This window comes from Micromonospora sp. WMMD708 (assembly GCF_049315245.1).
Lineage (GTDB): Bacteria > Actinomycetota > Actinomycetes > Mycobacteriales > Micromonosporaceae > Micromonospora > Micromonospora wenchangensis.
Window position 1 is genome coordinate 4,865,397 of the sequence record NZ_CP186060.1, and the last position, 19,087, is coordinate 4,884,483.

Annotated in this window: 17 protein-coding genes; 9 read left to right on the forward strand and 8 right to left on the reverse strand. The window is 72.0% G+C overall.

The window, feature by feature from the left end:
* Positions 1-30 precede the first annotated feature (30 nt).
* Entirely contained in the window at positions 31-1,509 is a 1,479-nt protein-coding gene (gene hflX, locus ACN260_RS21380) for a GTPase HflX (protein ID WP_422752752.1), read from the reverse strand.
* Between the two features lie 147 nt (positions 1,510-1,656).
* Here hflX and ACN260_RS21385 point away from each other — a divergent pair, with 147 nt between their 5' ends.
* On the forward strand, positions 1,657-3,129 hold the full coding sequence (locus tag ACN260_RS21385) for an NAD-dependent malic enzyme (RefSeq protein WP_422752753.1): 1,473 nt from the start codon (positions 1,657-1,659) through the stop codon (positions 3,127-3,129).
* Positions 3,130-3,571: 442 nt separating this feature from the next.
* On the opposite strand, the gene dapF is transcribed toward ACN260_RS21385, so the two are convergent.
* The 4 genes from dapF to ACN260_RS21405 are packed head-to-tail and all read right to left on the reverse strand — an operon-like array spanning position 3,572 to position 6,633.
* Positions 3,572-4,405, reverse strand: coding sequence for a diaminopimelate epimerase (dapF, locus tag ACN260_RS21390; protein ID WP_422752754.1), 834 nt, complete (start codon positions 4,403-4,405; stop codon positions 3,572-3,574).
* Between the two features lie 7 nt (positions 4,406-4,412).
* Entirely contained in the window at positions 4,413-5,324 is a 912-nt protein-coding gene (miaA, locus tag ACN260_RS21395) for a tRNA (adenosine(37)-N6)-dimethylallyltransferase MiaA (protein ID WP_422752755.1), read from the reverse strand.
* Positions 5,321-6,163 (reverse strand): hypothetical protein, encoded by an 843-nt coding sequence (locus ACN260_RS21400; protein ID WP_422752756.1) that lies wholly within the window; start codon positions 6,161-6,163, stop codon positions 5,321-5,323. The genes miaA and ACN260_RS21400 overlap by 4 nt, the downstream gene beginning before the upstream one ends.
* A gap of 20 nt (positions 6,164-6,183) precedes the next feature.
* A complete protein-coding gene (locus tag ACN260_RS21405; RefSeq protein ID WP_422752757.1) occupies positions 6,184-6,633 on the reverse strand; it encodes a hypothetical protein in 450 nt (149 codons plus the stop codon).
* A gap of 254 nt (positions 6,634-6,887) precedes the next feature.
* On the opposite strand from ACN260_RS21405, the gene ACN260_RS21410 reads away from it, so the two are divergent.
* The 3 genes from ACN260_RS21410 (at position 6,888) to ACN260_RS21420 (ending at position 11,880) form a co-directional block, all read left to right on the forward strand.
* Complete coding sequence (locus ACN260_RS21410) at positions 6,888-8,096, forward strand: DUF349 domain-containing protein (RefSeq protein ID WP_421486328.1); 1,209 nt, start codon at positions 6,888-6,890, stop codon at positions 8,094-8,096.
* A gap of 449 nt (positions 8,097-8,545) precedes the next feature.
* A complete protein-coding gene (locus ACN260_RS21415) occupies positions 8,546-10,213 on the forward strand; it encodes a cellulase family glycosylhydrolase (RefSeq protein WP_422752758.1) in 1,668 nt (555 codons plus the stop codon).
* Positions 10,214-10,518: 305 nt separating this feature from the next.
* Positions 10,519-11,880, forward strand: coding sequence for a cellulose binding domain-containing protein (locus ACN260_RS21420; protein WP_422752759.1), 1,362 nt, complete (start codon positions 10,519-10,521; stop codon positions 11,878-11,880).
* A 47-nt stretch (positions 11,881-11,927) separates the two neighbouring features.
* On the opposite strand, the gene miaB is transcribed toward ACN260_RS21420, so the two are convergent.
* Positions 11,928-13,442 carry a tRNA (N6-isopentenyl adenosine(37)-C2)-methylthiotransferase MiaB gene (miaB, locus tag ACN260_RS21425; RefSeq protein WP_422752760.1) on the reverse strand — a complete coding sequence of 505 codons (1,515 nt, stop codon included), beginning with the start codon at positions 13,440-13,442 and terminating at the stop codon, positions 11,928-11,930.
* Positions 13,443-13,508: 66 nt separating this feature from the next.
* Here miaB and ACN260_RS21430 point away from each other — a divergent pair, with 66 nt between their 5' ends.
* Positions 13,509-13,733 (forward strand): DUF2277 family protein, encoded by a 225-nt coding sequence (locus ACN260_RS21430; RefSeq protein ID WP_422752761.1) that lies wholly within the window; start codon positions 13,509-13,511, stop codon positions 13,731-13,733.
* Positions 13,734-13,777: 44 nt separating this feature from the next.
* Here the strand turns inward: ACN260_RS21430 and ACN260_RS21435 are convergent, their stop codons facing one another.
* Together ACN260_RS21435 and selD are read right to left on the reverse strand one after the other, a co-directional pair.
* A complete protein-coding gene (locus tag ACN260_RS21435; RefSeq protein WP_422752762.1) occupies positions 13,778-14,257 on the reverse strand; it encodes a hypothetical protein in 480 nt (159 codons plus the stop codon).
* Between the two features lie 204 nt (positions 14,258-14,461).
* Positions 14,462-15,451 carry a selenide, water dikinase SelD gene (gene selD / locus ACN260_RS21440; protein ID WP_422752763.1) on the reverse strand — a complete coding sequence of 330 codons (990 nt, stop codon included), beginning with the start codon at positions 15,449-15,451 and terminating at the stop codon, positions 14,462-14,464.
* 197 nt (positions 15,452-15,648) lie between these two features.
* Here selD and ACN260_RS21445 point away from each other — a divergent pair, with 197 nt between their 5' ends.
* From ACN260_RS21445 to ACN260_RS21460, 4 genes are read left to right on the forward strand one after another with little or no spacing between them, the layout of a single operon-like run.
* Positions 15,649-16,404: an amino acid ABC transporter ATP-binding protein gene (locus ACN260_RS21445; protein ID WP_422752764.1), complete on the forward strand. Its 756-nt coding sequence runs from the start codon at positions 15,649-15,651 to the stop codon at positions 16,402-16,404.
* 56 nt (positions 16,405-16,460) lie between these two features.
* On the forward strand, positions 16,461-17,339 hold the full coding sequence (locus tag ACN260_RS21450) for a glutamate ABC transporter substrate-binding protein (protein ID WP_422752765.1): 879 nt from the start codon (positions 16,461-16,463) through the stop codon (positions 17,337-17,339).
* 39 nt (positions 17,340-17,378) lie between these two features.
* A complete protein-coding gene (locus ACN260_RS21455) occupies positions 17,379-18,086 on the forward strand; it encodes an amino acid ABC transporter permease (RefSeq protein WP_422752766.1) in 708 nt (235 codons plus the stop codon).
* Entirely contained in the window at positions 18,083-19,051 is a 969-nt protein-coding gene (locus ACN260_RS21460; protein ID WP_422752767.1) for an amino acid ABC transporter permease, read from the forward strand. The genes ACN260_RS21455 and ACN260_RS21460 overlap by 4 nt, the downstream gene beginning before the upstream one ends.
* The last annotated feature ends 36 nt before the right edge of the window (positions 19,052-19,087 follow it).

The window sequence follows — 19,087 nt, forward strand, 5'->3', positions numbered from 1 at the left end:
CGCGATGAACCTCAGGTCACACCGGAGCGCTCACCGGCTGCCGGCCACCGCCGGATCACCCGCCGCCACGAACGGCGTCAGCTCGGCGGCCAGCGCCTCCCCCACCCTGACGTGCAGGAGCGTGCCCTCGGGCAGGTGGGAGGTGCTGAGCACCTCGCCCTGCCGGTGCAGCCGGGCCACCAGGTCACCCCGGTCGTACGGCACGATCGCGCGGACCTCCACCGCCGGGCGGGGCAGCCGCTGCTCGATCACCTCGCGCAGCCCGTCGATGCCGCGTCCGCTGTGCGCGGAGACGAAGACCGCGTCCGGCCAGAGCCGCTTGAGCCGCAGCAGGGTCTCCTCGTCGGCGGCGTCGGTCTTGTTCACCACCAGCAGCTCGGGCAGCCGGTCGGCACCGACCTCGGACAGCACCTCGCGCACCGCCCGGACCTGCTCCTCAGGGTCGGGGTGGGTGCCGTCGACCACGTGCACCACCAGGTCGGCCTCGGCGACCTCCTCAAGCGTCGAGCGGAACGCCTCGACGATCTGGTGCGGCAGGTGCCTGACGAAGCCCACCGTGTCGGACAGCGTGTAGATCCGCCCGTCCGAGGTGGTGGCCCGCCGGGTGGTCGGGTCCAGGGTGGCGAAGAGCGCGTCCTCCACCAGCACGCCCGCACCGGTGAGCCGGTTGAGCAGACTCGACTTGCCGGCGTTGGTGTAACCGGCGATGGCCACGGCCGGCACCGCGTTGCGGGAACGGCGGGCGCGCTTGGTCTGCCGTACCGTGCGCATGGCCTTGATCTCCCGACGTAGGCGGGCGATGCGGTGCCTGATGCGCCGACGGTCGGTCTCCAGCTTGGTCTCACCGGGACCACGCAGGCCCACGCCGCCGCCGGCGCCGCCACCCCGCCCGGAACCACCGGTCTGCCGGGAGAGCGTCTCGCCCCAACCACGCAGCCGGGGCAGCAGGTATTCGAGCTGGGCCAGCTCGACCTGTGCCTTGCCCTCCTTGCTCTTGGCGTGCTGGGCGAAGATGTCGAGGATCAGCGCGGTGCGGTCGACGACCTTGACCTTGGTGCGCTGTTCCAGGTTCCGCAACTGGGACGGGGACAGCTCGCCGTCGCAGATCACCGTGTCGGCGCCGGTGGAGAGCACCACGCCGGTCAGGTCGTCGACCTTGCCCCGGCCGACGTAGGTGGCCGGGTCGGGGCGGCTGCGGCGCTGGATGAGCCCTTCGAGCACCTGTGAACCGGCCGTCTCGGCCAGGGCGGCCAGCTCGGTCAGCGAATTGTCGGCGTCGCGCTGGGTGCCTTCGGTCCAGACGCCGACGAGGACGACCCGCTCCAGCCGCAGCTGGCGGTACTCGACCTCGGTGACGTCGGTCAGCTCGGTGGAGAGGCCGGGGACCCGCCGCAACGCCTGCCGCTCCGACAGCTCGTACTCGCCGGTCGTGGCGTCGAGGTCGTCGTCCGAGTAGGGGGTGTGGGTCTCCTGGTCTCGCAAGCTGCGACTCCTGTCCGTTCTGTGCATGTACCGGCAATCCTGACACGGGTCAACGCCGAGCGCGACTGCTATATGCCCGTGGTGGAGGTCGCCGAACGCGGGGCCGGCTGCCGCCGTGGCCCGGCGGGCGAGTAGAAATGCTGACGAGCCGCCAGCGACGACGGAGGTATTTCCGTGGCCATCACCCGACTGCCGAGTGCCGGATTCTCGATCACGATCCGGATCGCGGTCCCCGCGGACGCCTCCTCGATCGGCCGGCTGACCACGTCGGTCGGTGAGGCCGGGGCGATCGTCACCGCGCTGGACGTGGTCGACTCCGACCCGACCAACGTGATCGTGGACCTCACCTGCGACACCGCCGACGCCGGCCACGCCGACCAGGTCGTCGAGGCGCTCACCGCGCTCGACGGGGTGGACGTGCGCAAGGTCTCCGACCGGACGTTCCTGCTGCACCTCGGCGGCAAGATCGAGGTGCACTCGAAGGTCGGGCTGCGGACCCGGGACGAGCTGTCCCGGGCGTACACCCCGGGGGTCGCCCGGGTCTGCCAGGCGATCGCGGACAACCCGGCCGACGCCCGCCGGCTCACCATCAAGCGCAACACCGTCGCCGTGGTCAGCGACGGCTCGGCCGTACTCGGCCTGGGTAACCTCGGCCCGGCGGCGTCGCTGCCGGTGATGGAGGGCAAGGCGGCGCTGTTCAAGCGGTTCGGTGGGGTGGACGCCTGGCCGGTGGTCCTCGACACCCAGGACACCGACGAGATCGTGACGATCGTCAAGGCGATCGCCCCCGCGTACGGCGGGATCAACCTGGAGGACATCGCCGCGCCGCGCTGCTTCGAGATCGAGGCCCGGCTGCGCGAGGCCCTCGACATCCCGGTCTTCCACGACGACCAGCACGGCACCGCGATCTGCGTGCTGGCCGCACTGACCAACGCGCTGCGCGTCGTGGGCAAGCAGCTCGCCGACGTCCGGGTGGTCGTCTCCGGGGCCGGCGCGGCCGGTACCGCGATCATGAAGCTGCTGCTGCGCCAGGGCGTCGGCGACATCATCGCGTACGACCGGCAGGGCGCCCTGCACCGCGACCTGCCCGACCTCAACCCGGCCTGGCAGTGGCTGGCCGAGAACACCAACCGGGACAACTACTCCGGCGACCTGGCCGGCGCGGTCCGGGGCGCGGACGTCTTCATCGGGGTGAGCGCCCCCAACCTGCTGACCGGCGACGACATCGCCACCATGGCCAAGGACGCGATCGTCTTCGCGCTGGCCAACCCCGACCCGGAGGTCGACCCCCGGGAGGCCCGCAAGCACGCCGCGATCGTCGCCACCGGCCGCTCCGACCAGCCGAACCAGATCAACAACGTGCTCGCCTTCCCAGGCGTGTTCCGGGGCATGCTCGACGCGCACGCCGAGGAGTTCACCGAGGAGATGGCGATCGCGGCGGCCCGTGCCATCGCCGACGTGGTCGGCGAGGACAAGATCAACCCGACGGTCATCGTGCCGAGCGTCTTCGACTCCCGGGTCGCCCCGGCGGTCGCCGCCGCCGTCCGTGCCGCCGCCCAGAACCCGGCCGTCACCCCGCCGCCGGCCGCCGACCCGGGCCCCGCCGACCTCCCCGAGATCGCCGCCACCGCCAGCGCGACCCCCTGACCCCTCTCCCCCTCCGAGCCCCACCTCCCCGCCAGCCGGCCCGACCCGGCTGGCCCGGCTGGGCCCGGCCCGGCTTCGGCCGGCCCGACTTCGGCTGGCCCGGCTTCGGCTGGCCCCGGTGATCAAGAGGTTCGCGTCACCCCGGCCGGCAACCGCTGACGCGAACCTCTTGATCGCCGCGCGCCCCGCCCGTCCGGCGCAAGTGATCAAGAAGTTTGCGTCATCCCGCCCGTCATCTCTGACCCGAATCTCTTGATCACCCGCGCCACCCTGTCAGGGCCGGGCGATCAAGAGGTTCGCGTCATCCACCACGCCGGTTCTGACGCAAACCTCTTGATCAACGAGGCGAGGCGAAGCAAGGAGAGGCGAGGCGAAGCGAAGCGGGACGGGGCAGAGCGGGGCGAGGGAGGGCAGGGCGGGGCGAGGCGGGACAGAGCGGCGGTCAGGGGAGGGTGAGGGTGCCGGTGGCGACGAGGACGGCGGGGCCGGCGAGCCAGCAGGAGTCGGCCGTGACCGTGACCGTGAGCCGGCCACCGGGGACGTCCACCGCCACGACACCGGTGTCCCGGGTGGCGTCGCGCAGCGCCACGGCGGCGACCGCGCAGGCGCCGGTGCCGCAGGACAGGGTCTCGGCCGAGCCACGCTCGTAGACCCGCATCAGGACGTGGCCGTCGGTGCCGTGGACCGGGCCGGCAGGGGCGGTGAACTCGACGTTCACCCCGTGCGGGAAGACCCGGGGGTCGAAGTCGGGCGCGCGGGTCAGGTCCAGGTCGGCCAGGTCGATGCCGGCCGGCAGGGCGCAGACCAGGTGCGGATTGCCGACGTCCACCGCCGTGCCGGGCAGGGTCAGCCCACCGAGGACAGCGCTGGAGGCGTCGTACAGCCGGGGACGGCGCATCTCGACGGCGATGGTGTCGCCGTCGACCCGGGCCCGCACCAGGCCGGCGCGGGTCGCCACCGGCAGGGTTCCGCCGGTCGGGGTGGCCAGCCCGGTCGCCAGCAGGTAGCGGACGAAGACCCGGGCCCCGTTGCCGCACATCTCGGCGAACGAGCCGTCGGAGTTCCAGTAGTCCATGAACCATTCGGCCTCACCGGCGAGGGCGACACCGTCGGGGTGTTTCGCCGCCCGGACGACCCGCAGCACGCCGTCGCCGCCGAGGCCACGCCGCCGGTCGCACAGCGCGGCGACCAGGCCGGGGGTCAGGTCGAGGGTGCCGTCCGGATCGGGCAGGACGACGAAGTCGTTGCCGGTGCCGTGGCCCTTGGTGAACTCCACGCCCCCATCATCGCCGATGCCCGGCGACCACCCGCAGGGCAGTCTCGACAACCGTCGGCGCGGTCGGGTCCAGCCAGTGGATCCGCTGGTCACGGCGGAACCAGGAGCGTTGCCGTCGGACGAACCGGCGGGTGGCCCGGATGGTCTCCTCCCGGGCCTGCGCCTCGTCGGTGTCCCCGGCCAGGAACCGCAGCACCTGCTGGTAGCCGAGCGCCCGGCTGGCCGTCCGGCCGTCGGCCAGGCCCTGCCCGCACAGCGCGCGTACCTCGGCGACCAGCCCGTCGGCCCACATCCGGTCGACCCGCGCCGCGATCCGCTCGTCGAGCAGCGCGGTGTCGAGGTCGACGCCGAGCTGCACCGCCGGGTAGTACGGCGTCGGGTCGGGCAGCGAGGCGGTGAACGGCGACCCGGTCAGCTCGATCACCTCCAGCGCCCGGACGATGCGCCGGCCGTTGCCGGGCAGGATTCCCGCCGCCGCCACCGGGTCCGCCCCGACCAGCCGGGCGTACAGCGGGGCCGGGCCGAACTGCGCCAGTTCCGCCTCCAGCCGGCCGCGTACCGCCGGGTCGGTGCCGGGGAACTCGAACTGTTCGAGCACCGCCCGCACGTACAGGCCGGAGCCGCCGACGAGCAGCGGCACCCGCCCCCGGGCCAGGATGTCGTCGACCGCCGCGCGGGCCAGCCGCTGGTACCCGGCGACGCTCGCCGGTTCGGTGACCGGCCAGATGTCCAGCAGGTGGTGCGGCACGCCGTCGCGTTCGGCGGGGGTGAGCTTGGCGGTGCCGATGTCCATGCCCCGGTAGAGCTGCATCGAGTCGGCGTTGACCACCTCACCGCCGAGGGCGTGCGCCAGGGCGATGCTCAGCGCCGACTTGCCCGCCGCGGTCGGGCCGACCACGGCGACGACCGTGCCGCTCACCGCGTCATACCGCCCGCCGCCGTCCCGGCGTCAGCCACGGTTGTCCCGGCATCGTCCGCCGCTGTCCCGGCCGGGTCCGTCCGCGTCCAGGAGGCCACCAGGTAGCCGACGCCGTAGGGGACGCCGCGGTGGCGCAGTTCGCCGTGCCAGTCGCCGCCGGCCGCGCGGACCGCCCCGGCCAGCACCTGCCAGGCCGGCCGACCGGCCACCCTGAGCTGCGCCGACAGCCCCGGGTCCAGGCCGAGCAGCGCGTCGGCGTCCGCGTCGGCCAGGGCACGGGCCACCCCCTCGTCGTACGCGCCGGCGCGCGGGTCGTCGTAGCCTGGCGCCTTCGGGCCGTGGCAGGCCGACCCGTCACCGAGCACCAGCAGGGCCCACGGCCCGTCCACCCGCAGCCCGGCGCCGAGGGCGGCGCACCGGTCGGTCGGCTCCTCCGACGCGACGCTCACCATCCGCCAGGCGGTCGGGGTCGGCGGGGCGGTCCGGTCGACCAGCCAGGCTCCGACCAGCAGACTCAGCGGCAGGCCCGCACCGTCGGCCGGCGGCGACGCGGGGTCGACGCCGACCGACGCAGGCACCGGGTCGACGCCGACCGTTCCGAGACCGACCGTGAGGGGCAGGCCCCAGGGGGCGAAGCTGCCCCGGTGGGGCAGCGCCACCTCGGTGGTGCGCCCACCGGCACCGACCAGCACGATGGTGTCCGCCCCGGCTGCGTAGAGGGCGGCGACCGCGGCGGCGCAGGCGTCACGCAGCTCCGCCAGCTCGGGCGCGGCGGCCCCGGCCAGCTCGGGCACGATCAGCGGCGGGTGCGGGCAGACGGCGGCGGCGAGCAGTGGCACCAGGCAACGGTAGCGGCCGGTCAGCCGGTCTGGCCGCCCCAGCCGCCCTGGACCATGGTCTGGAACCGCCACTGCCCGCCGGTGCGGACCAGCAGGTCGGCGTAGCGCACGCGCTGGCGTTGGCCGTCGAGGGTGAACTCGGCCTCGGTGAGCACCACGGCCAGGCTGCGGGTGAGGAAGTAGGGCGTGCGGCGGCTCTCCATCCGCAGGTCACCCCCGCCGCCGAGGACGCCGCCCATCATCTCCAGGTAGGCCGCCCGGTCGAGCTGGCGGGCCGAGCCCTCGCCGGCCGCGTCGTCGGTGACCGTGTTGAGCGGGAACATCGCCAGGTCGGCGGTGCCGGCCACGTCGCCCGCCTCGGCCAGGGCGTCGTACTGGCGGAACCACTCGTCCAACTCGGCGAGATCGGCGGCGTCGGGCACGAACCCGGGGTCGGCCGGGGGCGTCATCCGGGTGTGGGACTGCGTCATTCTGCTCCTCCTCGCTCGCCCGGGGCACGGGCGGCAACTTCGGTGTACGCCCTACCGTACACCGTACGGCTAATTGCGACACTCGGCCCACGGAGCCTGTGTGTGGGTGCTAGGACACCGTATGGTCACGGTCAGAGACAGGCGCTCGACGCGGACGGGGGCGGACCTGTGACAATGCCGGGAGCAAGTTGGCTGCGCCGTGGCGGCGATCGCGGGGGGTTTCCCGACGACGCCGGGAGAACGAGGATGGGCACATGAGCGACTGGACTGCCTTCGGACGGGTGGACGCGGACGGCACCGTGTACGTGAAGACCAGCGAGGGCGAGCGGGTGGTCGGTTCCTGGCAGGCGGGCGCGCCCGAGGAGGGGCTGGCCCACTTCGCCCGCCGCTTCGCCGACCTGGTCACCGAGGTGGACCTCACCGAGGCCCGGCTCAACTCGGGCGCCGCCGACGCGGGAGGTTCGCTGAGCACCGTCCGGCGGATCCGCGCCTCGCTGGCCGAGGCCCACGTCGTGGGGGACATCGATGCCCTCGCCGCGCGCCTGGACAAGCTCGCCGTGCTCGCCGAGGAGAAGGCCGGCGAGGCCCGTGCCGCCCGGGAGGCCGCCCGGGGTGAGGCGCTCGCCCGCAAGACCGCCCTGGTCGAGGAGGCCGAGAAGCTGGCCGCCGAGTCGACCGGCTGGAAGACCGCCGGTGACCGGCTCAAGGAGATCCTCGACGAGTGGAAGACCATCCGGGGGGTCGACAAGAAGACCGACGGTGAGCTGTGGAAGCGGTTCGCCGCCGCCCGGGACGGCTTCACCAGGCGTCGGGGTGCCCACTTCGCCTCCCTCGACCAGCAGCGCAAGCAGGCGCACACGGTCAAGGAGGAGTTGGTCGCCGAGGCCGAGAAGCTCTCCGACTCCACCGACTGGGCGGCCACGGCCAACCAGCTCAAGGAGCTGATGAACCAGTGGAAGGCCGCCCCGCGCGCCTCCAAGGAGTCGGAGCAGAAGCTCTGGGAACGGTTCCGCGCCGCCCAGGACGCCTTCTTCAGCCGGCGCAGTGAGGTCTTCTCGGCCCGGGACAACGAGCAGCGGGCCAATCTGGAGCGCAAGCAGGCGCTGCTGGCCGAGGCCGAGGCGCTGGACGTCGACGGCGACCCGAAGGGCGCCCAGGCGAAGCTGCGCGAGATCCAGGCCCAGTGGCACGAGGCGGGCCGGGTACCCCGGGAGGCCGCCGCCGGCCTGGAGCGGCGGCTGCGGGCGATCGACGACAAGGTCCGCGAGGTGATGGACTCGGCGTGGCGGCGGACCACCAAGGAGGACAACCCGCTGCTCGCCCAGATGCGGGCGCAGGTCGCCGAGGCCGAGGAGCGGCTCGCCCGCGCCCAGGCCGCCGGGGACGCCCGCCGGGTCAAGGAGGCCGAACAGGCGCTCGCCTCCAAGCGGCAGTTCCTCCAGCTCGCCGAACAGGCCGGCTGACCCCGACCGGCCGTCGCGCCGGTCGGATGGACACACGCGAGCCCCCGGTCCCGGGTGAAGGGACCGGGGGCTCGCGCGCGTCCGCCCTGTTCATCGGGCGGACCACTCCGGCGGAGCCGCGCGGGGAACATCCCGGGCACGTCGGCGACCAGCCGGCACGACCCCTGCGGCGGGGCCGCCGCGACCTGCGGTTGACGCATCGAGACCGGCTGATCAGAATGAGCGGCAGAGCCAGGTCGATCCCACCGGCGCGAGGGCACCGACGACGGACACCGTCGTCGGGAGTCGCCGGTGCACCGCAGCGAGTGGCCGTGTCCACGTGACCCGGCACGTCGCGCACTGTCCGCGTATCCCGTGACGAGCGGGACGGACGGCGGCGGCCGGCTTTCCCCCCGGTTTTCCGCCCCGCGTCGCCGTCGGCGACGCCGGGCATCCGAAGTGGAGCCCGCATGTACCGACCCCGCATTCTCGGCGCCGCGCTCACCGCGCTCGCCACCGCTGCGGCAGGCGTGTTCGTCGCCGCCGCCGTCAGCACCACCCCGGCCGCCGCCGCCGTCGGCGGCACCGGCACCGGCTACCTGCACACCAGCGGCAACAAGATCGTCGACAGCACCGGCGCGACGGTACGGCTGACCGGCATCAACTGGTTCGGCATGGAGACCGACAACCGGACGTTCCACGGCCTGTGGTCGAACAACCCGTGGCGTGGGCAGCTCGACAAGATGGCCAGCCTGGGCTACAACACGCTGCGCATCCCGTACTCGAACGACGCGATCAAGCCGGGCGCGACCGCCACCGGGATCAACGACTTCGTCAACCCGGACCTGGTCGGGCTCTCCCCGTTGCAGATCCTCGACAAGGTGATCGACTACGCCGGCAGCAAGGGCATGCGGGTCATCCTGGACCGGCACCGGCCGACGTCGGCCGGTCAGTCGCCGCTCTGGTACACCTCCACGGTCTCCGAGGCGACCTGGCTCAACGACTGGAAGATGCTGGCCCAGCGGTACGCCGGCAACACCACGGTGATCGGCGCGGACCTGCACAACGAGCCGCACGCCGAGGGCACCAACCCGGCCGCGACCGGCGCCTGCTGGGGCTGCGGCGACACCACCCGGGACTGGCGGCTGGCCGCCGAGCGGGCCGGTAACGCCATCCTCGGGGTGCAGCCGAACTGGCTGATCTTCGTGGAGGGGGTGAGCTGCCCCAGCGGCGGCCTGTCGAACGTCTGGGACAACGACACCAGTAACGACGAGGACTGCGGCTGGTGGGGCGGCAACCTGTCCAAGGCCGGCCAGTTCCCGGTCCGGCTGAACGTGGCGAACCGGCTGGTCTACTCGCCGCACGAGTACGCCACCAGCGTCTACGAGCAGAACTGGTTCAAGGCCGCCGACTTCCCGGCGAACCTGCCGGCGATCTGGGACAAGTACTGGGGTTACCTCTACAAGCAGAACATCGCCCCGATCATGATGGGCGAGTTCGGCAGCACCCTGGCCGACCCCCGGGACAAGGTGTGGCTGGAGAATCTGATGGCCTACACCGGCACCGGCGTCAACGGGATGTCCTTCACCTACTGGTCGTGGAATCCCAACTCGGGTGACACGGGTGGCATCGCACTGGACGACTGGACCAACATCAACACCGCCAAGCAGGCGATCCTCCAGCCGTACCTGATCCCGCCGGTCGCCGGTGGGGCCGACCCGACCGGCACCCCGACGCCGAAGCCGCCGACGACCACCCCGGTGCCGCCGACCACCACCGCCCCGCCGCCGACCACGACGCCCCCGCCGCCCACCACCACGCCCCCGCCGGCCGGTGGCTGCACCGCCACCTACAAGCAGGTCAACGCCTGGCAGGGTGGCTTCCAGGGTGAGCTGACCGTCAAGAACACCAGTTCGTCGGCGGTGAACCCGTGGTCGGTGACCTGGACCTGGCCGGCCGGGGTCACCCTGGTCAACGGCTGGAACGCCACGGTCACCCAGTCCGGCACGACGGTGACCGCCGCCGGGCCGAACTACGCGCCGTCGCTGGCGGCGGGCGCGTCGATCACCGTGGGCTTCACCGCCAACGGTACGGCCGCCGCCCCGGCGTCGGTGAAGCTCAGGGGCACCGCCTGCTGAGCTGAACCCGTCCGCACCCGGCGGGCCGCCGGTCGACACGTCCGTCGACTGGCGGCCCGCCGGCCGGTCCGGCACCGTCGGGGCGGCAGCCGGCCCGCCGATTTACATCTGCGACTGTCTATGCTTTGCTCGGGAAAGCGCTTGTCCGGGCCGCGGGCGCACCACACGGGAGCCACCTCGTACCGACCTGACCCCCCGGCAGGGGCCGATCGGCGAACGCGGCGAGCCACCGGTGCCCACGGGCACGGCACCCACCGGCGGCTCCCCCGTCGACGGCCGCCTGTCCCACCCGAAAGGGACGCAGCATGCGCACACCCCGGCGTCGTACGACGCTGATCGCCGCCACCACCGTCGCCCTGCTCGCCACCGGCACGCTCACCGCCGTCGCCGCCCACGCCGCCCCCGGCTGCGCGGTCACCTACACCGTCGGCGGGCAGTGGCAGGGCGGATTCACCGGCAACATCACCATCAGCAACCTCGGCGACCCGCTGTCGGGCTGGAGCCTGCGCTGGTCGTACTCGGCCGGCCAGACGGTCAGTGACGCCTGGAACGCCACCGTGGCCCAGAGCGGCAGCACGGTGACCGCCACCAACGTCGGCTACAACGGGAGCGTGCCGACCGGCGGCACCGTCTCGTTCGGCTTCAACGGCACCTGGAACAACTCCAGCAACCCGGCACCGACCAGCTTCACCGTCAACGGGGTGACCTGCACCGGAAGCACCGCCCCCACCGGTGCGCCGACCACCCCACCGGCGACCACACCCCCGCCGACGACGCCCCCGCCGACCACCCCGCCGCCCAGCGTGCCGCAGACCGGCCTGGTCGGCTGGGCCACCCAGAACGGCGGCACCACCGGCGGCGGCAGCGCGGGCGCGACGACCGTCTCCACCGCCTCGGCGCTGACCAGCGCGTTGAACGCCACCGGCGCGGCGGTGATCCGGGTCTCCGGCACCATCAACTGCTCGGGCATGCTGCGGGTCCGCTCCAACAAGACGATCCTCGGCAACGCCGGGGCGACGATCGTCGGCTGCGGGTTCACCGTCAACGGCGACCGCAACGTCATCATCCGGAACCTGACCTTCCGCAACTGGAACGACGACGCGATCAACGTGGAGAGTTCGGCCACCAACATCTGGATCGACCACAACACGTTCAGCAACGGCTACGACGGCACCGTCGACATCAAGCGCGGCTCGGACTTCGTCACCGTCTCCTGGAACCGGGTCTACAGCCACGACAAGACGATGCTGCTCGGGCACAGCGACGACAACGGCAGCCAGGACATCGGCCACCTGCGGGTGACCTACCACCACAACTGGTACGACGGCAGCAAGCAGCGCAACCCCCGGGTCCGCTTCGGCAACCCGGTGCACGTCTACAACAACTACTACTACAACAACGCCGGCTACGGCGTGGCGTCCACGATGAGCGCCGGGGTGCTCGTCGAGGGCAACTACTTCGAGAACGTCAAGGACACCTACCACCTCGGCGAGGGTGACTCCGGGCCGGGCAGCCTGGTGGCCCGCAACAACCACTTCGTCAACTCGCCCGCCGGGCAGACCGGCGGCAGCGTCGCCGGCATCCCGTACCCGTACACCCTGGACAGCGCGAGCAGCGTGAAGTCCATCGTGACGGCGGGCGCCGGCGCGGGCCGGATCTCGGTCTGACCGGGCACCGGTCGGGGTCCGCGGCGTGGCGGGCCCCGGCCGGGGCGTCAGTGCGCGGCGCAGCCGGTCGTCGGCGCGGGCGACGCGGCCGGCGCACCGACCGTGGGCAACCCGAGCAGCACCCCGGGGGTACGTGGGGCGCGGCCCGCCTCGGCGGCGTCCCCGGCCCGGGTGCGGCGGTGCGCCAGCGGCGCGCCGTCGGCGTTGAGGTGGTGCGGGGCGGCGTAGGTGACGGTGGTGTGCACGATGTCGCCCGGTCGGACGGTGCCGGCCGCGCCGGGCTCACCGGGCGCGCCGGTGGCGAAGTGCACCAGCCGGCCGTCGCGGGCCCGGCCGGAGAGCCGGCCGGTGCGGTCGTCCTTACGGCCCTCGCCGACGGCGACCAGCACCTCGACGGTCTCGCCGACCAGCCGCTTGTTCTCCGCCCAGGTGATCTCCTCGACGCAGGCGATCAGCCGCTCGTAGCGTTCCTGCACGACCTGCTTGGGCAGTTGGCCGTCCATGGTCGCCGCCGGGGTGCCGGGGCGCTTGGAGTACTGGAAGGTGAACGCCGACGAGAACCGGGCCGCGCGGACCACGTCGAGGGTCCGCTCGAAGTCGGCCTCGGTCTCGCCGGGGAAGCCGACGATGATGTCGGTGGTGATCGCCGCGTCGGGCATCGCCGCGCGGACCTTCTCGATGATGCCGAGGTACCTCTCCGACCGGTACGAGCGACGCATCGCCTTCAGCACGTCGTCGGAGCCGGACTGCAACGGCATGTGCAGCGAGTGGCAGACGTTGGGGGTCTCGGCCATCGCGGCGATCACGTCGTCGGTGAAGTCCTTCGGGTGCGGGCTGGTGAACCGGACCCGTTCCAGCCCGTCGATCTCACCTGTCGCGCGCAGCAGCTTGCCGAAGGCGTACCGGTCGCCGAACTCGACGCCGTAGGAGTTGACGTTCTGCCCGAGTAGGGTCACCTCCAGCACGCCCTCGGCGACCAGCGCGCGCACCTCGGCGAGCACGTCGCCGGGGCGGCGGTCCTTCTCCCTGCCGCGCAGCGAGGGCACGATGCAGAACGTGCAGGTGTTGTTGCAACCCACCGAGATCGACACCCAGCCGGCGTACGTCGACTCGCGCCGGGTCGGCAGGGTGGACGGGAAGACGTCGAGGGATTCGAGGATCTCCACCTCGGCGGCGGTGTTGTGCCGGGCCCGTTCCAGCAGCACCGGCAGCGAGCCGATGTTGTGCGTGCCGAAGACCACGTCCACCCAGGGGGCCTTGCGGACGATGTCGCCGCGGTCCTTCTGGGCCAGGCAGCCGCCGACGGCGATCTGCATCCCCGGGTGCCTGTCCTTCACGGGGCGCAGGTGACCGAGGTTGCCGTAGAGCCGGTTGTCGGCGTTCTCCCGGACGGCGCAGGTGTTGAACACCACCACGTCCGGGTTGTCGTCGGCCTCGGCGAGCCGCACGTAACCGGCCTGTTCGAGCAGGCCGGAGATGCGCTCGGAGTCGTGCACGTTCATCTGGCAGCCGTACGTGCGCACCTGGTAGGTGCGCGGGCTGCCCGCGGCTGCGGTAGTCATGACGTGCACAGCGTATCCGGGCCGACCGACCCGGGCCGACCGGGAAGACCCCGACGAGGAGGAACCATGTGCCGGAGCATCAAGACCCTGCGCGAGCCGTACGTGCCGACGGTCACGCCGGCCGACATCGAGGCGGCGGCGTTGCAGTACGTGCGGAAGGTGTCCGGTTTCCGGGCCCCGGCGGCACACAACGCGGCGGCGTTCGAGGCGGCGGTGCAGGCGGTGACCGCCGCCACCGCGACCCTGCTGGACCAGTTGCAGGTCCGGGGTGCCCGCCCCACCGCCCCCTGACCCCGGCGCACCGGCCCGGACGGACCGCCGCGGGGTCGGGTCGGTCAGGCCGCGGCGAGGGCCGGGTTGACCGAGTCCGGTTGCCAGCGCGACCGGCAGCACCGCGACCAGCCCCGGCAGCCCGGGTGCGCCAGGGTGCAGAGCCGGCGGGCGGAGAGCACCTCGCCGTCGTCGGTCTCGGTGATCTCGAAGTGCACCGGACGGATCGTGCCGTCCGGGGCGACCAGCAGGTGCCGGCCGGCGTCGAGGGTGTCGTCGGGCAGCAGGCAGTCCCGGTCGAGCAGCCGGGCCAGCGCGGCGACCGCGCTCAGCTCGTGCAACGACTCGGGTACGCCGTAGCAGTCGACGATCGTCCCGAACTCCCCCGGGGCCTGCCAGACGTCGCAGATCACCGCGTACGTGGGCAGTCGGGCGGGGTCCGCCACGGCCAGGGGCATCACCACCCGGCCGAGCGCCTCGGCCAGCGCCGGGTACACCTCGTCGGGTGCGGCCCCGTCGATTCTCCAGTTCCACAGCTCGGTCATGCCGCCTCCTCGCTGCGTTCGTCCCACCGGCCTCCGGATCGGGCCTTACTGACGATGGTGGGGGGCATATGACCTCAGCCGGGGACAAGTTACCGGTCTGTGACCATTCCGGGCAAAATTTCCTGACGCTCCGCTGCGCCGAGTAGCGGGAAAACGACAGTTTATCGGGTACGGTGCCCCCGGCCGGGCCGGTCGGGGGGCGGGTCAGCGGACGACGACCATCGACTCCCCCCGGGGCAGCAGCTCGCCGATCACCGTGCCACCGGGCACCTCGCCGGCCAGCAGCAGCCCGCCGGAGGTCTGCGCGTCGGCCAGCAGCAGCCGGTCGGCCTCGCCGGTCGGCCCGAACCCGGTCCACGGGCCGACCCAGTCCAGGTTGCGCCGGGTGCCGCCGCTGACGTGCCCGTCGCGCACCGCCTGGCGGGCACCGGGCAGGTAGGGCACCCGGGCGGCGTCGATCGCCACCGTCAGGCCACTGGCGCGGGCCAGCTTGGAGGCGTGCCCGAGCAGCCCGAAACCGGTCACGTCGGTACCGCAGCGGATGCCGGCCGCGACGGCGGCGCGCGCCGCGTCCCGGTTGAGCGTGGTCATCGACGCCACCGCCTCGGCGCAGACCTCGCCGGTGGCCTTGTGTCGGGTGTTGAGCACCCCGACGCCGAGCGGTTTGGTCAGCGACAGCGGCAGCCCGGCCCGCCCGGCGTCCAGGGTGATCAGCTCGTCGGGGCGGACCAGCCCGGTCACCGCCAGCCCGTACTTGGGGCCGTCGTCGTCGACGCTGTGCCCGCCGGCCAGGTGGCAGCCGGCCTCCCGGGCCACGTCCTGCCCGCCGCGCAGCACCTCCCGGGCCAGCTCCAGCGGGAGGGTGTCCCGGGGCCAGCAGAGCAGGTTGATGGCGACCAGCGGGGTGCCGCCCATGGCGTACACGTCGGACAGGGCGTTCGCGGCGGCGATCCGCCCCCAGTCGTAGGCGTCGTCGACGACCGGGGTGAAGAAGTCGGCGGTGGTGACCAATCCGGTGCGCCCGTCCAGCCGGACCACCGCGGCGTCGTCGCCGTGGTCCAGGCCGACCAGCAGCTCGGCGGTGCCGGTGGCCGGTCCGAGGCCGGCGACCATCGCCTCCAGCTCCCCCGGTGGGATCTTGCAGGCGCAGCCGCCACCACGCGCGTACTCGGTCAGGCGGACCCGGTCGGTCATCCCCCCATGATCTCCGTCACCCCGCCGCACCGCCACCTGACGGCCCGCCGGGGTGACGGAATTCGGACGTCGGCGTACACCCGACACCGGTGTTACCTCTCCGTGACCCGTTGAGTTGCGATCCGCCACGTCGCCCCGCCTACAGTGGCCCAACCGGGGGTCGACCGACCCCGCTTTCCGGTACGACGACAGGGACGGTGGACGACGTGGCGACCGGCGAACCGCTGATCGTGCTGGACAAGGTCAACAAGTGGTTCGGCCCCCTGCACGTGCTCGACGACGTGTCACTCTCGGTGGGCAAGGGCGAGGTCGTGGTGGTGATCGGGCCGTCCGGCTCGGGCAAGTCGACACTCTGCCGGACGATCAACCGGCTGGAGCCGATCAACGACGGGACGATCACCTTCGACGGCCGGCCGCTGCCGGCCGAGGGCCGGGCGCTGGCGAAGCTGCGCAGCGAGGTCGGCATGGTCTTCCAGTCGTTCAACCTCTTCGCCCACAAGACCATCCTGGAGAACGTCACCCTCGGGCCGGTCAAGGTCCGCAAGGAGAAGCCGGCCGCCGCCCGCGAGCGCGGCCTGGCCCTGCTCGACCGGGTGGGCATCGCCAACCAGGCCGACAAGTTCCCGGCCCAGCTCTCCGGCGGCCAGCAGCAGCGGGCCGCGATCGCCCGCGCGCTGGCCATGCAGCCCAAGGCGATGCTCTTCGACGAGCCGACCAGCGCGCTCGACCCGGAGATGGTCGGCGAGGTGCTCGACGTGATGACCTCGCTGGCGGGTGAGGGCATGACCATGGTGGTGGTGACCCACGAGATGGGCTTCGCCCGGCACGCCGCCAACCGGGTGATCTTCATGGCGGACGGGCAGCTCGTCGAGGACGCCCCGCCGACGGAGTTCTTCGCCAACCCGCGCAGCGAGCGGGCCCGGGACTTCCTCTCCAAGATCCTCACGCACTAGGCGTCCGTAGTGGAGCGCGCCGGTCACCGGTGCATCCGACGAAGAAGGAGTTCAGTATGCGTATGAAGCGCGTGGCGGCAGTCGCCGCGGCGGCTACTCTGGCGCTCGGCCTGGCCGCCTGCGGTGGCGACGACGCCGACGAGGGCACCGGCGCCGGCAGCAAGTCCTTCGCCGCCGGCAGCACCATGGAGAAGCTCAACAAGGCGCAGAAGATCAAGGTCGGCACCAAGTTCGACCAGCCCGGCTTCGGCCAGAAGGGCCTGTCGGGCAAGCCGGAGGGCTTCGACGTCGAGGTGGCCAAGCTCATCGTCAAGGAGCTGGGCATCCCCGAGGACAAGATCGAGTACGTCGAGACGCCGTCGAAGGTCCGTGAGGACGTCATCGTCAACGGCACCGTCGACCTGGTCGCGGCGACCTACACGATCAACGACAAGCGCAAGGAGCGGATCGCCTTCGCGGGGCCGTACTACGAGGCCGGCCAGAACATCCTGGTCAAGAAGGACGACACCACCATCACCGGCCCGGACTCCTTCAAGGACGGTGCCAAGAAGGTCTGCTCGGTGACCGGGTCCACCCCGGCCGAGGAGATCAAGAAGTACGTCAAGGACGTCGGCACCCAGCTGGTGCTCTTCGACACGTACGACAAGTGCCGTGACGCCCTCAAGGGCGGCCAGGTCGACGCCGTCACCACGGACAACGTGATCCTGCTCGGCTACATCGCCAAGGACGAGGCGTCGTTCAAGCTGGCCGGCGAGAACTTCACCAAGGAGCCGTACGGCATCGGGGTGAAGAAGGAGGACACCGACTTCCGCAACTTCATCAACGACACGCTGGAGAAGGCGTTCAACGACGGCAGCTGGAAGAAGGCGTGGGACGACACCGCCGGCAAGTTCGGCGCGGAGCTGGGCAGCGCGCCCACCGTCAACCGTTACTGATCTGACCTCGATCTGGAGGGTGGGGAGGAACACCGACCCGTGAGTGTGCTCATCGACAAGTTCGACGTCTTCGCGGGTGGTTTCTGGCTCACCCTCCAGATCTGCGTCCTCGCTGCGGTCGGCGCCCTGATCCTGGGCGCCGTCGTGGCGGTGCTCCGCATCTCGCCGGTGCCGCCGCTGCGCGCCGTCGGCACCGCGTACGTGAACGTCTTCCGGAACATGCCGTTGACGGTGGTGATGTTCTTCGCCGCCTTCGGCCTGCCGGCCCTCGGCTCCAACGCCGACTTCCTGCGGATCCCGGTGCTGGACTCGCTGTTCACCCGGCTCGGCACCGACCTGCCGTACTTCCGTTTCGCGCTGATCGCCCTGGTGCTCTACACCGCCGCGTTCGTCTGCGAGGCGCTGCGCTCCGGGGTCAACGCGGTGCCCCCCGGTCAGGCCGAGGCCGCCCGGTCGCTCGGCCTGACCTTCGGCCAGAACCTGCGGCACGTCGTGCTGCCGCAGTCCTGGAAGGCGTCGGTGGTGCCGCTCGGTTCGGTGATCATCGCGATGATCAAGAACTCCGCGCTGATCGGCTTCTTCGGCGTGGTCGGCGACCTGTCCCAGACCGCCGACCAGCTCACCTCCGCCGAGGGTTACGCCTTCATCCCGGTCGCCATCGGCATCTCGATCGGCTACCTGATCATGACTGTGCCGCTCGGCGCGCTGCTCGACCGGCTGGAGAAGCGACAGGCGGTCGCCCGATGAGTCAGCAGACCAGCGTCCTGTACGACGTCCCCGGCCCGCGCCAGCGGCGGATCACCCTGATCAGCAGCATCGTCGCCACCGTACTGCTGGCGGTCGGGGCGTACTTCCTGATCTACCGTCCGCTGGACGACAAGGGCCAGTTCTCGATGGAGCTGTGGGGGCCGCTCGTCGACCCCTCCCACGAGAACTTCTCCCAGGTGTGGGACCGGATCGGCCTCGGCCTCAAGAACACCCTCACCGCCGCCGCGCTGGCCATCGTCGCCTCGCTGGTGGTCGGCACCCTGCTCGCGGTGCTGCGCATCCAGCTCAAGAGCCTCACCCGGCGGCGTTTCACCGGGATGGCCACCCCGGTGGCCTACCTGCTGCGCGGGCTGAGCGTCCTCCTCTCGGCGGTCACCCGGGTCTGCGTCGAGGTGTTCCGGGGCCTGCCGGTGGTGCTCACCATCTTCTTCGTGGCCCGGGGCTTCCCCGAGTTCGGCATCTCCTTCGACACGCTGTGGTACCTGGTCATCGGCCTGACCGTCTACAACTCCGTGGTCATCGCCGAGATCCTGCGTTCCGGCATGGAGGGGCTGCCCGGCGGGCAGGCCGAGGCCGCCGCCGCCATCGGCCTCTCCCCCGCGCAGACCACCCGGATGATCCTGCTCCCCCAGGCGTTCCGGATCATGCTGCCCGCGCTGATCAGCCAGCTCGTCGTGGTACTCAAGGACACCTCGCTGGGCTTCATCATCAGCTACGAGGAAACCCTCAACATCGGCAAGCAGCTCATCGGCGTGCTCGACAACCCGATCCAGGTCTACGTGGTGATCGCCGCGCTGTTCATCCTGGCCAACTACTCGCTGTCGAAGCTGGCCCAGTTCGTGCAGCGGCGGCTGTCCCGGGGTCGCAAGTCCGCCGGCACCCCGGCCCCCCAGGCCCCGCCCACCGCGCTCGCCTCCCAGGCGGAGGGCGCGGGCGGCAACTGACCGCACACGACGAGGGCCGGCCCGGATCTCCGGGCC

Bases quoted from the DNA above. Each gene is read 5' to 3' on its own strand.
- hflX (WP_422752752.1), bottom strand. From the start codon at position 1,509: ATGCACAGAACGGACAGGAGTCGCAGCTTGCGAGACCAGGAGACCCAC.
- ACN260_RS21405 (WP_422752757.1), bottom strand. From the start codon at position 6,633: ATGACGCAGTCCCACACCCGGATGACGCCCCCGGCCGACCCCGGGTTC.
- ACN260_RS21410 (WP_421486328.1), top strand. From the start codon at position 6,888: ATGAGCGACTGGACTGCCTTCGGACGGGTGGACGCGGACGGCACCGTG.
- ACN260_RS21415 (WP_422752758.1), top strand. From the start codon at position 8,546: ATGTACCGACCCCGCATTCTCGGCGCCGCGCTCACCGCGCTCGCCACC.
- ACN260_RS21420 (WP_422752759.1), top strand. From the start codon at position 10,519: ATGCGCACACCCCGGCGTCGTACGACGCTGATCGCCGCCACCACCGTC.
- miaB (WP_422752760.1), bottom strand. From the start codon at position 13,442: ATGACTACCGCAGCCGCGGGCAGCCCGCGCACCTACCAGGTGCGCACG.
- ACN260_RS21430 (WP_422752761.1), top strand. From the start codon at position 13,509: ATGTGCCGGAGCATCAAGACCCTGCGCGAGCCGTACGTGCCGACGGTC.
- ACN260_RS21435 (WP_422752762.1), bottom strand. From the start codon at position 14,257: ATGACCGAGCTGTGGAACTGGAGAATCGACGGGGCCGCACCCGACGAG.
- selD (WP_422752763.1), bottom strand. From the start codon at position 15,451: ATGACCGACCGGGTCCGCCTGACCGAGTACGCGCGTGGTGGCGGCTGC.
- ACN260_RS21450 (WP_422752765.1), top strand. From the start codon at position 16,461: ATGCGTATGAAGCGCGTGGCGGCAGTCGCCGCGGCGGCTACTCTGGCG.
- ACN260_RS21460 (WP_422752767.1), top strand. From the start codon at position 18,083: ATGAGTCAGCAGACCAGCGTCCTGTACGACGTCCCCGGCCCGCGCCAG.